At 64.1% G+C, this 15,346-nt stretch carries 11 protein-coding genes; 5 read left to right on the top strand and 6 right to left on the bottom strand.

Annotated features, from left to right (window positions below; translation table 11 throughout):
* Positions 1-313 precede the first annotated feature (313 nt).
* From IEZ11_RS05725 to IEZ11_RS05715, 3 genes are all read left to right on the top strand, one after another.
* Positions 314-2,467 carry a SpoIIE family protein phosphatase gene (locus IEZ11_RS05725; protein ID WP_189261466.1) on the top strand — a complete coding sequence of 718 codons (2,154 nt, stop codon included), beginning with the start codon at positions 314-316 and terminating at the stop codon, positions 2,465-2,467.
* 258 nt (positions 2,468-2,725) lie between these two features.
* Complete coding sequence (locus IEZ11_RS05720) at positions 2,726-3,403, top strand: GAP family protein (RefSeq protein WP_189261465.1); 678 nt, start codon at positions 2,726-2,728, stop codon at positions 3,401-3,403.
* A 252-nt stretch (positions 3,404-3,655) separates the two neighbouring features.
* Positions 3,656-4,162, top strand: a complete 507-nt coding sequence (locus IEZ11_RS05715) for a hypothetical protein (RefSeq protein ID WP_229712817.1) — start codon at positions 3,656-3,658, stop codon at positions 4,160-4,162.
* A 166-nt stretch (positions 4,163-4,328) separates the two neighbouring features.
* Here IEZ11_RS05715 and IEZ11_RS05710 read toward each other — a convergent pair whose 3' ends face one another.
* Entirely contained in the window at positions 4,329-4,913 is a 585-nt protein-coding gene (locus IEZ11_RS05710; protein ID WP_189261464.1) for a 3'-5' exonuclease, read from the bottom strand.
* Between the two features lie 207 nt (positions 4,914-5,120).
* Here IEZ11_RS05710 and IEZ11_RS05705 point away from each other — a divergent pair, with 207 nt between their 5' ends.
* On the top strand, positions 5,121-5,810 hold the full coding sequence (locus IEZ11_RS05705; protein WP_189261463.1) for a DUF899 domain-containing protein: 690 nt from the start codon (positions 5,121-5,123) through the stop codon (positions 5,808-5,810).
* A gap of 553 nt (positions 5,811-6,363) precedes the next feature.
* Here IEZ11_RS05705 and IEZ11_RS05700 read toward each other — a convergent pair.
* The 3 genes from IEZ11_RS05700 to IEZ11_RS05690 are packed head-to-tail and all read right to left on the bottom strand — an operon-like array spanning position 6,364 to position 7,912.
* Positions 6,364-6,774, bottom strand: a complete 411-nt coding sequence (locus IEZ11_RS05700) for an arsenate reductase ArsC (protein ID WP_189261462.1) — start codon at positions 6,772-6,774, stop codon at positions 6,364-6,366.
* 23 nt (positions 6,775-6,797) lie between these two features.
* Complete coding sequence (locus tag IEZ11_RS05695; protein WP_189261461.1) at positions 6,798-7,538, bottom strand: aquaporin; 741 nt, start codon at positions 7,536-7,538, stop codon at positions 6,798-6,800.
* Complete coding sequence (locus IEZ11_RS05690) at positions 7,535-7,912, bottom strand: ArsR/SmtB family transcription factor (RefSeq protein WP_189261460.1); 378 nt, start codon at positions 7,910-7,912, stop codon at positions 7,535-7,537. Before IEZ11_RS05690 ends, IEZ11_RS05695 begins: the two co-directional genes overlap by 4 nt.
* A gap of 105 nt (positions 7,913-8,017) precedes the next feature.
* Here IEZ11_RS05690 and arsM point away from each other — a divergent pair, with 105 nt between their 5' ends.
* Positions 8,018-8,917 carry an arsenite methyltransferase gene (gene arsM, locus IEZ11_RS05685; protein ID WP_189261459.1) on the top strand — a complete coding sequence of 300 codons (900 nt, stop codon included), beginning with the start codon at positions 8,018-8,020 and terminating at the stop codon, positions 8,915-8,917.
* A 180-nt stretch (positions 8,918-9,097) separates the two neighbouring features.
* Here arsM and IEZ11_RS05680 read toward each other — a convergent pair whose 3' ends face one another.
* Both IEZ11_RS05680 and IEZ11_RS05675 read right to left on the bottom strand, forming a co-directional pair.
* Complete coding sequence (locus IEZ11_RS05680; protein WP_189261458.1) at positions 9,098-9,709, bottom strand: hypothetical protein; 612 nt, start codon at positions 9,707-9,709, stop codon at positions 9,098-9,100.
* Positions 9,710-10,062: 353 nt separating this feature from the next.
* Entirely contained in the window at positions 10,063-15,030 is a 4,968-nt protein-coding gene (locus IEZ11_RS05675) for an HD domain-containing protein (protein ID WP_189261457.1), read from the bottom strand.
* Positions 15,031-15,346: the final 316 nt, after the last annotated feature.

The following is a 15,346-nucleotide window of genomic DNA, read 5'->3' as shown; positions in this document are numbered from 1 at the left end:
GGGCTCAAGGCCCCGGGCGCAGGACGCGGAAGTCAGGACGCGGAAGTCCGGACCCAGGGCTCAGGGCCCGGGGCTCAGGGCCCGGGGCTCAGGACGCGGGGCTCAGGACGCGGGGCTCAGGACGCGGGGCTCAGGACGCAGAGGTCGCAGGCCTCAGGTCTCAGAGGTCGCAGAGGTCGCAGGGATCTCAGAGGCACCAGGAGGCCATCCGGTCGCCGGGTCGGAAATGCCGGGGTAGACCGTAAGGAGGAACGCCTCGGAGCGGCTAGCGGCGGGCCGCCGCCGTCGGGCGGCGACGCTGGAGGTGACTGGCATGGCGGACCCAGGCGGAGGCAGCGGTGCGGGCGACGCCGGCGCGGTGATACTGGACGCCCTGTTCACCCAGTCCCCGGTCGGCCTGGCCGTACTGGACAACGATCTTCGGGTGCTGCGGGTCAACACCGCCACGCCCGCCATGCAGGGCATACCCGCAGACGAGGTCGTGGGACGCCGTTTCCCGGGTTCGCACCACGTCGTCGAGGAGGACGCGGCCGAGGCTCTGGTGCGCGAGGTGCTGGACACCGGTGCGCCGGCCCGTGGCCGGGTGCTGCGCGCGCGGCCGCCCGCCCACCAGGGCCACGAACGCCAGTACGAGCTCTCGGCGTTCCGCCTGAACGGCCCGCGGGGCGAGGTGCTCGGGGTGGCGCTGACCGTCGTGGACGTCACCGACCGGGAGCGGGCCCGCAGGCGACTGGACATCCTGGACACGGTGCGGGAGCGGGTGGGCAACACCCTGGACGTGGTGGTGACCTGCCAGGAGCTGACCGAGGTGCTCGTGCCGGCGTTCGCCGACGTCGCGGTCGTGGAGGTGGTGGACTCCGTCATCCGGGGCGACGCCCCGCCGGCCTCACCGCCGCCGCCCGGCACGGCGCTCCGGCGGGCGGCCTTCCGCAGCGTGGCCGGTCCGAACCCGCCCGAGGCCCACGCCGTGGGAGACGTACGGGCGATCCCCGCCCCGACCCCGTTCAGCCAGGCGCTGGCCGACCTCCTGCCCCGGGCCGTCGTCCTCGGCCCCGGCCTGCCGTGGCTGGCGACCGACCCGGCCCGCGCCAGGGCGATCCGCGCGTCGGGCGCCCATGCCCTTCTCGCCGTCCCCCTGGCCCTGCGCGGCAGCGTGCTCGGGCTGGTGAGCCTGTACCGCAGCCGGACACCGGAACCGTACGACGAGGCCGATGTCGCCCTCGCCCGTGACGTCGCCCGCCACACCGCCCTGTGCGTCGACAACGCCCGCCGCTACACGAGGGCGCACGCGGTCGCCGCGACCGTCCTGCAGCGGATGCTCCCGCTGCACCCCGCCTCGCACACCGGTCTGGAGGCCGCGGGCATCGCGTACCGGGGGGACACCGGGGCCTGGTACGACACCATCGCGCTGTCGGGCGCCCGGACCGCGCTGGTCGCCGGGGCGGTGTCCGGCCGCGGCATCCACGCGATGGCGGCGATGGGGCAGTTGCGCACCGTCGTCCGTTCCCTGGCGGCCATGGACCTGGACCCGGAGGATCTCCTGGCCCGGCTCAACGACACCGCGATGTTCCTGGCGGCCGAGCGGGCCGCGCTGCCGCAGGCCGAACGGGGCCGGCGCGGGCCGGGCACGGCCAGTTGCGTGTACGCCGTGTACGACCCGCTCTCGCTGACCTGCACGGTGGCGACGGCCGGCCATCCGGCGCCGGTCGTCGTACGCCCCGACCGGACCGTCACCCGTCCGGAGCCGAGCGGTCCGTCGCTGGGCAGCACCGACAGGTCGCCCTTCGCCGCCGCCCGCGTCCGGCTCCCGCACGGCAGCGTGATCGCCTTCCCCGGCACACCCGGCCTGGGCGCGATCCTGTCCGGCGCCGGGAGCACGCTGCACACGGCACCCGACTACGCGGACCGCCCGTTGCAGAACCTGTGCGACGACATCCAGTACAGCCTGGCGGCCGGCCCGAACCCGGGCACGATCCCCGGCACATACCCGTACTCGAACCCCGATCCGGACTCCGATCCGGACTCCGATCCGGACTCCGACGACTCCGTACCCGTCCTGCTCCTGGCCCGCACCCGCTCCTTCCCCGCGGACCGCGTCGCCACCTGGCGCCTGGACCACGAACCCACCGCCGCCGCCACGGCCCGCAAATGCGTCAGCGGCCAGCTCGCCGCCTGGAAGGTGGGCGACGAACCCGCGTTCAACACCGAACTCATCGTCAGCGAACTCGTCACCAACGCCCTCCGCTACGGCAGTCCCCCACTGGAGTTGCGCCTCATCCTCGATCACTCGCTGACCTGCGAGGTCACGGACTGCGCCACCACGGCGCCCCGGCTACGGCATGCCCGTGCCACCGACGAGGGCGGCCGCGGCCTGTTCATCGTCGCGCAGCTGGCGGAGGCCTGGGGAGCCCGCTACTCGGCCGACGGCAAGACCATCTGGACCGAACAGAGACTCACCCCGGCCTGACCGAGCCGGCCGGAAGGAACGGCGACGAGCAGCTCACGAGGACAGACTCGCCGGAGCGCAGGAACATGGAATACGGGCCTGACAGAGTGACGGCGATCGGCAGTCGGCAGTCGGCAGTCGGCAGTCGGCAGTCGGCAGTCGGGAACAGCTGACCGGACCGACTGCGGGACGGCGTCGGCCGATGAGAACCGGAGGACCCGGGCACCCGGCGGACGGAGAGGCTGTGGCCCCGGTTCCGGGCCCCACCTGGAGGCAATGATGGGCAAAGTTCTCGGTGACGTACTGGGCCTTGCGGCCGGTGTCGCGGTCAGCCCGCTCCCGATCATCGCGGTGATCCTCATCCTCGCCACACCCCGGGGACGCCTCAACGGAGTCCTCTTCACCGTCGGTTGGATCCTCGGGCTCTCGGCACTGGGCGCGGTCATGCTGGCGATCGCCTCCCCCGCGAATGCCTCCGCCCACAATCACCCGGCCACCTGGGTGGGAGCCCTCAAGCTCGCCCTGGGCCTGTTCCTCGTCGTCTTCGGCGCCCGGCAATGGCACCGGCGCCCGAAGGATCCGTCGGAGGCGCGGCTGCCGAAGTGGATGAGCGCGATCGACGGCCTCACCCCGGTCAAGGTCTTCGCACTCGGTCTGGCCCTGGCCGCGCTCAACGCCAAGAACGCTCCGCTGACCATCGCAGCGGGCGCCGCGATCGGCTCGGCAGGCCTGCCGGTCGGGCAGCAGATCGCCGCGCTGGCGATCTTCGTGGTGATCGCCACCCTCGGTCTGCTGGCCCCGCTGGCGGTCTTCCTGCTCGGGGGAGAGCGAGCCAGGACCACGCTCGGCAACTGGAAGGACTGGGCGGCCCAGCACAATGTCGCCGTGATGGCGGTCCTGTTCTTCGTCCTCGGACTGAAGCTGCTCGGGGACGGCATCGGCATCCTCATCTCCTGAGAGCGGCACGCCGTCGCGGACCCGCCGCGGACCCGCCGCAACTCCCTCGACCGAGGCCGGGGCGCGCTCTAGGCTCCTACGGTCCCGCCCTCCCACCGCGAAGGGCGGGCTGAGGCGTGCCACCGACGGGCGGACGGGGGAAGGATCGCCGTGGGGGAACCTGAGGAACGCAAGGAACCCGGGGAACCGCGGAATGCGGGGGAACCGCGGAATGCGGGGCAACCGCGGAATGCGGGGGAACTGGCGGAGCTCGTGGAATGGGTCGCGCTGATCGACGCATGCGTCGAACCCCTCGCGTACCCGCCGGTGGATCTCGGCGACCCCGACTGGATCCGGAAGATGCGGGAGCTGCCGAGTCCGCTGGACGTGGCGGGGATCCGGGCGGAGGCCGAGGCGGCGCTGCGGGACGTGCTCTCCCGCTACGAGGAGGGCGACGAGGACGTACGGGTCTCGCTGCGAGCGCTCCTGGAGCGGTGTCGCCGGTTCGGCCGGGAGACGACGCTGCCCTTCGAACCGACCCCCCACGGCTTTCGGCAGTGGCTGCTGCGGATATCGGTCGAGGATCAGGGCCTCGACACCCGGGACATGATGGTCGACCTGAACGATCTGTGCGGGAGGGCCCGGCACGCCGGGGTCGCCATCCGGCCGTTGCTGCTGGAGGTGGCCGGACTCTCCAGCGACGTCGACAAGTACGGGATGGGTTCCACGCGGTACATCCTGCTCAGGGCGGCGGGGCGGGAGCCCTGCGGGCTCTGGTGAGCGTGGCCGGGGGTGGCAGGGCCTTCGCCGGACATCCGCCGAGCCGGGAACCGGGAGCCGGGCGGGCGCGGATGCGAGCACAGATGCGAGCGCGGGCGCGGATACGAGCACGGGCGCGGATACGAGCACGGATGCGGATACGAGCGCGGGCGCGGATGCGGGCGCGTCAGGTGGGGTGTGGTGCCGCGGCCGGCCAGTGGCCCCGGTCGGAGAGGTGGAGCACGAGGGCCGCGATGTTCCAGGCGTCGTCCTCGCCCCGGTGGTGACGGCCTTCGAGCGGTCGCCCGGCGATCTCCAGGGCCTGTGCCATGCCGGGGCGCTTGCGCAGACCGTACGCCTCGGTGAAGACGGCCTTGGCGTTGGTGTGGTGGCGGCCGAAGGGGTAGGGCGTCCGGGTGGCCCGGCACTGCCGGGTGAACTGGTGGCGGTCGTAGTCGCCCCAACTGGCCCACGGCCGCACGCCCGCGCGATGCTCGGCCGCCAGCAGCCGGCATGCCTCGGTGAAGGTGACCCCCTGGTCGATCTCGGGTTGGGTGAGGCCGGTCAGTTCCGTGCAGAACGCGCTGACCGTGGACCGGGCGGGCCGCACCAGGATCCGGTGCCGGGCGAGGCGCTCACCGGCGTCCAGGTCGATGACGGTCAGCCCGATCTCGATGATCTCGCTGACCTCGCCGGGCGGCTGCGAACCGTCCCAGCAGGTCGCTTCGACGTCCACGACGTTGACGAGACCCCCGGCCGAGCTGCTGTCCATGCCGGAAAGCGTAGGCAGGCACGGCGCCCGGGGCACACGATTTTCGGGTGGCCCCGACACCGGCCCGCGGACCGTCGGAGGCGGCGGCCTCTCGCCGGTCGGGCGGACGTCCGGCGACGCGTTCTCGGTCCGGCCGATGAGTTCCGGAGCCCTGTGCGGTCTGCCTCCGCACAAGCCGAAGCCGCGCACGAGATCTGTGAGGGAACCATGACCGACCATGCGCTGCCACCCGTCGTCGACGCCGCGACCTGGGAACTCCGGCTCGACGCGCTGCGTGCCCGGGAGAAGGCCGCGACGCGGGAGCTCGACGCCGTCGCCGCCGAGCGCCGCCGTCTGCCGATGGTCGAGATGCCCGACTACACGCTGGAGGGCGAGGACGGCCCCGTCCGGCTGGCGGACGTCTTCGAGAACAAGAGGCAACTGATCGTCTACAACCACATGTGGTTCACCGGCAAGGAATGGCAGTGCCCGGGGTGTACGGGGTTCACCTCGCAGTACACCCGCCTGGAGTTCCTGGACAACTACGACGCGCGGTTCGTCGTCGTCACCCAGGGCCCGATCGAAGAGGCGCTCGCCTACAAGCGGCGGGTCGGCAACAGGATGGCGTGGTACTCGACCGCGAACAGCCCCTTCGGGTCCGACGTCGGCGCACCGCCCGACGGGGGATTCGCGGTCAACGTGTTCCTGCGCGACGGCGACACCGTCTACCGCACCTGGCACACCGACGGCCGGGGCACCGAGCAGCTCAGCCACAGCTTCGCGCTGATCGACCTGCTGCCGTACGGACGCCAGGAGGAATGGCAGGACTCGCCCGAGGGCTGGCCCCAGTCCCCCACCTACAGCCGGTGGTCGACGTCCGAGGACATCGCCGCGCTCTACGGCCCGGCTTCCGGCTGAACCCGTCGAAGCCGACGAGCGGACGGCCCGGGCGGCTCGTCGCCCGGGTTCGTCCCGACGCCCGTACCCGCCCGCCGCCGGCGTGTGAAGCCCCGGCTCGGCCCGATGTCGGCGGCGGCTACCGCTCCGGCCATGCGCCGTACCGCTTCGGTGATCGGTTCGGGTGGGGTGGGGTGGGGTGGGGTGGCCAGGTTCATTCGGGCGGGTCGCTCGCCGCCGGTTCCGAAGGACGGACCGGAGTTGCGGGCGACCTTTCCGTGTTCGAGGAGGACGGCCGCGTAGTCGTCGCCCAGGCCCGGGTCCCGGCAGTCCAGCCGGGCAAGGCACGTGCCCTCCCCGGGCGCACAGGGCAGGGCTCATGAGCCTTTCGCAGGCGGACAACAGCGAGCCCGACCGCGTATCTCGCCCACCTCGGTGCGCAGGACCGCTCGACCGGCGCCGGACCCGCGTTCCTGACCGTCAGCGGCAGCAACTTCTTGCCGGTCGGGCCGAGTCGCACGGCCGTGTCCGTCCGCGGGCTGTCGCGCACAGCAACTGCCGAGCCGTACGTTGTTCAACCGGTCAGGTCGTTCACCAAGGCGCGGATGCGGCGTTCGATGTCGTCCCGGATCGGGCGGACGGCATCGACGCCCTGGCCGGCCGGATCGTCGAGTTGCCAGTCGAGGTATCGCTTGCCCGGGAAGACGGGACACGTGTCTCCGCATCCCATCGTGATGACGACGTCGGACGCCTGCACGGCTTTCGCCGTCAGGATCTTCGGGGTCTCGGCGGAGATGTCGATGCCGACTTCGTGCATCGCCTCCACCACGGCCGGGTTGACCGTGTCGGCAGGGGCGGAGCCGGCCGAGCGGACCTCCACCCTGTCCCCGGCGAGGTGGGCGAGGAAGGCGGCAGCCATCTGGGAACGCCCGGCGTTGTGGACGCAGACGAACAGAACGGAAGGGCGCGGAGTGGAGTCGCTCATGACGGAAGTTCCTTGGAAGGGGTTCAGCGAGGGGAAACAGCGGGTTCGGCGTCGTCCTGCGGCATGACGGCACCGGTTTCGGCGGGTGCGACGGGCCCGAAGACCAACGCCACCAGGCCCAGGCCGGCAGCGGCACCCACCAGTTGTGCCGCGACGAACGGCGCGACGGAGGCCGGGGCGATCCCGGCGAAGGTGTCGGTGAACGTCCGGGCGATGGTCACCGCGGGGTTCGCGAACGAGGTGGAAGAGGTGAACCAGTAGGCGGCCCCGATGAAGGCCGCCACAGCCCCTGGAGCGAATCGCCCGCGACCTGTCCGGTTCAGACCGAAGACCAGCAGAACCAGCCCGGCAGTCGCCACGACTTCCCCCAGCCACAGGTGTCCGGCGAAGCGGTCGTGCGTGGACCACTTCACCAGGGGCTCGGCGAACATGGCATCGGCCAGGACCGCACCGGCGACGGCCCCCGCGACCTGCGCCAGCACGTACGCGGTCACGTCCGACAGGCTCGGCCCGCTGCCGCTCCTCCGGTCGGTGAACCATGCCGCGAGGGTGACAGCCGGGTTGAAGTGCGCACCTGAGACGGGCCCGAGGAGCGCGATCAACACGCCCAGGGCGAAGACCGTGGACATCGAGTTGGCGAGCAGTTGGACGCCCACGTCACGTGAGAGTTCCGTCGCCTGGATCCCGGAGCCGACGACCACGGCCACCAGGGCAGCAGTACCCACCGCTTCGGCAGCGACGCGACGGCCGAGAGGCGGCTTCACGCGGAGGCCTTTGCCGCCTGCGGCACGGCCAGGAAGCCGGCCAAGCGGTCGAGAGCCGTCGGCAGGACCCAGTAGTAGACCCAGGTGCCGCGTCGCTCGCAGTCGATGAGCCCAGCCTGTCGGAGCAGCTTCAAATGGTGCGAGATCGTGGGCTGCGACAGATCGAAAGCAGGGGTCAGTTCACAGACACAGACCTCGCCGCCCTCCCGCGAAGCGATCATCGACATCAGCCGCAGACGCACTGGGTCACCCAGGGCTTTGAAGACCTTCGCCAGATCGGCCGCCTGCTCTTCGTCCAGGGGTGCCGTGGCCAGCGCCCCGCAGCAGGCGCCATCGCCGTCCTGGCCGAGGATCTTCAGCTCTTGTTTCGACATACCTCTATGTTGACGTTCTTCGATCCAAGGCGCAAGGTTGCATCAATGAACGTCAATACAAGCCGTTCCGGGGCACCGCCATGCCCTGTCATCCAGGAGTGACTCATGCCTGACCAGTCCACAGACCTGCGCGAGACCGTCCGTCGGCGTTACGCGGCAGCGGCCGTCAAGGTCACCGAAGGAAGCACCGCCTGTTGCGGATCGGAACCCGTCGAGATCGACGAGAACTTCGGCGCCGCCCTCTACGCGGCCGACGACCGCGACACGCTCCCCGCCGAGGCCGTGGCCGCCTCGCTCGGCTGCGGCAACCCCACCGCCGTGGCCAAACTGCACGAAGGGGAACGCGTCCTCGACCTCGGTTCCGGAGGCGGCATCGACGTCCTGCTCTCCGCCCGACGCGTCGGCCCGACGGGCAAGGCGTACGGACTCGACATGACCGAGGAAATGCTCGCCCTGGCCCTGGCCAACGCCGCAAAGGCGGGCGCCACGAACGTCGAGTTCCTCAAAGGCACCATCGAGGACATCCCCCTGCCCGCGAACACCATCGACGTCGTGATCTCCAACTGCGTGATCAACCTGTCCACGGACAAGGCGGCGGTGTTCACGGAGACGTTCCGCGTCCTGAGGCCCGGCGGCCGTCTCGGCGTGTCCGACGTCGTCGCGGACGATTCCCTGGCACCCGAGCAGCGAGCCGAGCGCGGCGACCACGTCGGCTGCATCGCCGGCGCCCTTTCCTTCGGCGAGTACCGCGAAGGCCTCACAGCGGCAGGCTTCACCGACGTCGAGATCACTCCGGCCCACGGCGTGGCCGACGGCATGCACTCGGCGATCGTGCGCGCCACCAAGCCCACCACAGTGCCCGCGGCCGAAGCGGCCGAGGAGACCAGGTCCGCCGACGCCTGTTGTGGCGTGAACGCCTGCTGCACCCCGGCCGAGACCTCCACCGACCCGGCCGTCACGGTCACAGCCGCCAAGGCCGCATCAGGCTGTGGCTGCCAGGGCTGAGGGACCCCGAGGAGGCCCGGCAAGCCGTCCGTCACCCCCAGGATCGGTGCAGGGATCAGACCCGCTCCACTCAGCCCAGCGACTACCTCGCCCTGCGCCGCCCCAGCCGGCACATCCGCGATGCGCCTCGATGGCTCACTGACTCACTGACTCACTCACCTCAGTGGCCGAACGCGCTCGCTACGAACATGATCTAACAGCGCGGATCGACGTTACTTGAGATGTGCTGAGCGTAGCCCGTCCAAGATATCTTACATCTACCTGAACAATCCCGTCTTTAACCTTGAAACTCCTTGCACACAAGTGCCTTCCCTGATCACCGCGATACTCGATGATAACCGACGCCCCAGTGGCACTTGTGGGCTCTGCGTGCGTCCACGTACCTGCCAACGCGACAACGATCAGCGTTACTCCAACAAGAGAGAGGAGCCGTGCAAAGCGCAGAAATCTACTGATCGAATCAACACGTCGAGACACCGCCTTGAAAACTTCATCGCCGCTAAACCATATCGAGTTGCCGGGATCACCGAATGACGCCCCAGTCGCGAGGAGAGTTGAGGCAACTAGGCAGAAAAATCCGGAAACAAGAAGCGCAGTCACTGCATACAGCCATCCGGGAGGCAAATCGGCAAGGTTGTCTCGCCCTTTAAGGAAGAATATAACGCCAATGAGCCCCGTCAGGGCACCCAATCCGTTTCGCCATCCCTCGGCCGAGCGCTGAGCAACCGCCAACTGCTCGGCTTGCAGCAACTGCCCTAGTTGCGCAAAACGCTTCTTCGTGATGTCAGCCATCGTCAATCTTCCAATCCCGTGCTGAAAAAGCTACGGTACGGAAACATCCCAAAACGCGCCGCAACCCGAGTCCGGAGAATCCGACGGCCTATTCGGATGCAGAAACCCACAGGAGCAGTAAACCGTAACTAGACCTTGCAACTCTTTGGGCTTTTTGGAGAGCCAAGACTTGGCAGGACCCAAAGGACCGCGAGATACAGTGAACACAGTAGATCCGCTGCACCCAGGGCAGACTCCGGAAACTTTATACCAAAGACCGTCTGGCGAACGAAGGATGGAGCTTCCGCTATCTACGAGTTCCAACTCCTCGAAATTTTTCAAGTTATGCACGATTTGTATCACTCCGACGCTTCTCAGGCATTTATGGTGAACTTGGAAAAAATTCGAGAGTAGAGTTTGAATCTCTCCAAAATGAATGGGACATCCATTTCTACCTCACGCGCGGCTGCTTCTATATGATCCATAGTGACGCAGCCTTGCAATAGTCCCTTCCATCCACAGAGATCCGACGACAAAATTACAACATCATACCAAGTCGGAACGAGATCCTCTTGTACTTCTTCTACATCCATGATCAGGCCCAACGGAATATATACGGCAAGCCGAGACCAAGCGGCGGCCAACGTCCAGCCGAATCTGGCTGCTACAGAGACCAACAAAAAGTAGTCAACAATCACCGAATCCGCTTGGTACTCGCTGAATATGATAACGTCACAGTCGTCCGGCCGATGAGTCTCCCAGGCTACTCCCTCTCCTCGAATGACATTGCGCCAGCCAATAAAGTCCCGACTCGCCAACGATCTTACGATGCTCGCAAATGATGTCACTCCGTCATAGCGAGATGCTGTTACTAGGTGCCTCAGCGGCGGGCATCCCTCTGCGCCCGACCTAGCCCACCGCCAATATTCCAGCATGCAATCCAACTTAATGTCACCCATGAAGTCGTGATAGCGAAATGTCGGCGTAACGTTAGCGGGTGGTGCCGCAGTAAATTCCTCCCCCAAGATTTCTCCGATTGCCTCTCGTGCGCGCTCCAACGACTGAAAGCCTTGAGAAGAGACGATCAGTTCGAATATCTCTCGCTGTTCTGGCGTGTCGGCGTTCAAAGAGAGCTTAGATGCGCTGGCGTTAATGAATGCCTTAACAGCATCGTTCGACCCTGCCCGCCATCGATCAACCATGCTCGGAGCCCGGCTGTCCACGAATCCGAGGTCAGCCAAAATCTCGAGGCGTTGGGCCACGAACTCGGCCTCATGTGGTGCGTTGCGCACTGGTTTGATGAGTTGGGGTAGACGCAGTGAATCGGTGTGTCGGTCAGAGCTCAGAATCGCGGCGTCGAGGGGATGAAATACCAGACCTGCGACCTCGGAAATCTCAGGCAGCTTGACTCGCAACAGATCAGCGTAAGGCTCAATTTTCGACACCACATCCTCAACTGTCGTGTGCAGATGGCCGGCGGCCGCTACAAGATCCTGCAGGGACACCTCACCAGTAATCCAGGGGGATTGCCTGTCGAAGTTTTTAGACAGCACAAGGAGAGTGTCTGCAAGCATGCCTTTAACGTATTGGAGCCCGAGCCGACTACGCATATAGGGAGATGCCTCCCATGGCCACTTCGCCAAAGCTTCGCTTATGTCACGAATGGAAATGGAGCCCGTGGCCGGATGTTCGTCACCGCTTTTCCTGTCGACCAGACCCAGAGCAAGAATATCGAGAGGACACAATGAGTCGATGCCAGATGTGATGACCGAAGTCAGACCCGACACAAGTCCAAGTTTCTCATATCGCTTGAAGCGTTCAATAAGGCGGGGGAGATCTAGAAGATCGTTACGTGACTTTCTTGCGAGTCCTATGAGGACTATTTCACGATGGTGGGGTCGGCTCAAATCCAATCCCAAGAAATCGTGCAGGAGTTGAGCGTCAAGCCGATCAGGATAGTAATCGTACAAAGATTCCAAATGTGCCGGGCTTGGAACCTTAATGCCGCAGATCGCTAGGGGGCGAAGACGTCTCAACGCTTCTCCCAATGAGAGATTCTGGGCAACAGCCTCCCAAATCGAAGCCTTAACAAATAGTCTGGACTGCTGACCAATTCCATCAGCATGGGGAACAGATGCGGCCCAGCACCCCAACGTGGGATAGCCAACAATGGAGTCAGGTTCCACGTCGTATCTTCTGGGCAAGGGGATTCCATGCTCGCGGAGCAACCGAATCCTCCAAGCCCCGACCCCGTTGAGTCCTCGATTCGATTTACCGCCGCTCACATGTTTATCTATCCGTGCGACACCAATCTCCCTGATCGAAAGTTCAACAATATGGCCAAGATCTCCAATATAAGTGCATGAATGGTTTACAGCAAGAAACTTCTCCACGAGCTCTCTTGTCATGTTGTGACCTGAATCGCAGAAATTCCACAACCAATTGAGGCTGGCCTTGTCCCATCCGACAAGAGCGTCCGTTGAGCGCTCCATCATGTCGGCGATCCATGCCTTCTCTACGGAGAGCATACTGTTTCTATTTGCGCTCAACGCTGGCCGATGTTCTGCTTTTAGATCTGCCACGAACCCGAAGAGCTTCTCGGGGTCTTGATCCTGTGACTCGACCCAAATTCCGTCAGACAGCAGAGCGCCTCTCCCATTCACCCACCAGAAATTCTCAACCCCCGATTGCGGGGAAACCACGGATCGACCTTGGTAATAGAGCCTGCCGGGCTCCCACTGTTCAGTTAGATTGCCGTCTTCAGTGCAGGATAGGCCAAACTCGCTTACCCATACGAGGGAACGCAGAGTGCGGGCCGCTGAAATGGCAGCCGTTCCTTCAGCGGCATGCTCTGAAAGATACAGACGTACGATCGTCCCTCCTCCTGGAAGAGCATGCGACATGTCATTGATTCTGAAGAGACTTCCGCTGGAAGATATGTGAACCTGCAAGCCGCTATCAGTGGCACGGCCGAAGTCATCGGTTCCGCGCGTGGAGATCACCATTTCATCGGCAATCATGAAGTAACTGAAAACCCCAATGCCAAATCGGCTGTTTGGGAAAATTCGCAGGTTCTCATCTAGGCGTCGCCAGCGCGCCTGCTCCATCCGAAATCCGCGAGATTGCTCGAATCTCCGACCAGCTCGAGAGAATGTGTTCTTTAGATCAACGGCTCGCATCCCAACACCGTTATCTTCGCATTCGATGTATCTGCGCCCAGCCGATGTTTCCCCCTGTCGAAACTTGATCATCCCAACCCATTGCTGATCGCCGGCAGGTTGCTTTAGGCGTCCGTACTTGAGACGTGCTTCTCTGTAGCGGCATGCGTCCAGGGCGTTCTGATAGACCTCTCTGATCGCAAGTTTCGGGCTTCCGTAAAGCTGCGTCCCCATCAGTAACTCGCGAATTTCGCTCTCTGCAAGTTGAAAGCGGAGGAGCGGCAATTTGTAGACTGAACCAGTCTGAGCATCGCGCGCAGGACGCAGCCTCTCACACGAAATCCTGCGAGGTACGTGTGCGAAGATTGCACTTTGAGGGTTGCCACGATCAGCGTTGGCCAACTTAATTCGATTGACCGCCTCATCTGCCCAGGAGGTGAGTGTCTCAAGCGCAGCGTGAATCGCTTGGTGAGGACAATGCAGATCGAGATCAAGGTTTGCATCGTGAGTGGACTGCGCCCACCGAATGTCCTGGAGAGCCCTTACTGCTTGATCGATTTCAATTCGATCTGATGTCCCAACATGGTCAACCATGACGCTCGGTAGGGTTCGAATATCAGCTGCAAGTGTGCCAGCTAGCCCGAGAATCTGAGATATCTCCCCCATGCGCCAGGGCTCGGTCTGTCCCGATGGCAGAGAGATGTGATCGCCTTGCCAGTAACGCTGCTTTCGCTCCACACTCTCTTCGTTAAGCTCTCCAGGGGCAGCATTCATCTGACGAGCAAGAAAGATCATTTGATCTATCAGGTCATCAACGCGAGATGCTTGCTGCTCTCGAATATCGAGAATTTCAGAGGCAAGCGGACGGAGTAGTGTCCGGACGAAGCTCTCGTCCCATAGCCCTTCCATTCCCAGACAATGACGTATTAGTAGCCAACTGGACACGGTGACAGCGTCCTGAGAAATTCCCCTCTTCTTTAGCTCTCTTCCCTTTCGCCAGACGAGCGGATGCGCCTGCCAGGTATTCTCTAGAGCAGCCCTCTCGTTCGTCATGTCGTTGGGAGCGGCGGGCTCTAGATTGGACGGATCAAGACCTGAACACTCCGTGAATGCAGCACCCAGCACAGCCTCGCGAACAAATGGGCTGACAGCTAGTGCAGAAAGCTCTGCCACGGAGAGAACACCTCTCCCGGAAGTGGTTGTCGGACCTGTCAGTAGCCTCCGAGCGACCTGCAAAACTCGAGCAGGGTACTCATCGTCCATCCACGGATTGGCATCCTGCAATTGGGTATTTCGATAATATTCAGAGCACTTCTCGATTGTTTGCTTAAGAGATCTTCTTAGGTTTTCAGTTCTGTTTTCCCCTGCATCCTCACATAGCAACCAAATGTCGTCAGAATCAACAACATCCATCCACTTCTGATGCTGATTATGCCCCTCGCACACCACTACTTGTGAAATCTTTTCTGGCCCTGCTGGCGGGTAATATGCCTGTGGATTTTGTGATTGCCCCGTCACTCTTGCGAGATTTCGTGTCTTGCGTGTCAGGAATGTGATTACTTCCTTCACGTCTCGCGGCTGCGTCCTCGGGCTAAGAGCCTCTGTCAGCGCGCCCGTGAAATAGCTTCCATTTTCTCGACTTGATCCGCAAGTCTCACCGATACCGCATCCAAAGATCACGGCAATTTTTTCATTGCCAGCAGGAAAGTTCGTGGCAGCACCGCCGCCATAGCCAAGACCGTCGTGGAGTGCATCGCGACACGCATCAATGGTGAAAAGTACTGCTTCTGCAGTCGAGCCCCGTAGCAATTCGGCTATGTCCAAGCGCAGAAGTGTATCCGTGTCTATGGTCGGAGCCCCGCTCCGCCAGGTGTTGGCGACATCTGCCGGCACTAGATAGTCTGTACCGTCAATTGTTACGCCATGTCCTGTGAAGTGGATAAGAACGAATGCGTCCGCTGGAGCGGTGCAGCAGATCTCGCTGATCCTGCTCCTGATAGACGATCTAGTGGCTTGCCAATCTCCGCCCGCGCCAAGCACATCTACGTTAAAGCCGGACTCGATGAGCGCTGACTCGAGGCCCTCCACATCATGCTTGACCACTTCAGAGAGATCTTCGAACTCTGTACTCAGGTCATGACGAGGTACGGCGATGATCAAGGCGCTACGCGGGGTGGCAGTCACGCTCTACTCCATGAAGGTGTTCTAACCGTGAGGTCAGAATGCCTGAACTTCACCCCAGCGTGCAGGCATTCTGGCAAAGAGGCGCCCTGATCGGCTGACTCTCTCAAGGATCGCACTGTCTGATCCGGCGCGTCGAGTCAAGGGGTCATTCACTCAGCAGCACGTGTCAGCACCACGCAGCTACAAGTCGTTAGAGACGGCGCCGGTCACTTGCCGCCACAGCACCGACATTCGAGTGCCTCGCTCACCTCAGTGCGTGTGACCACTCGCATCCGGCGCCGGACCCACGTCCTTGACCGCCAACGGCAGCAGCTTA

The organism is Streptomyces fuscichromogenes, assembly GCF_014645815.1.
Lineage (GTDB): Bacteria > Actinomycetota > Actinomycetes > Streptomycetales > Streptomycetaceae > Streptomyces > Streptomyces fuscichromogenes.
Note: the sequence above shows the minus strand (reverse complement) of the source record. Positions and strands in the feature narration are given on the sequence as shown.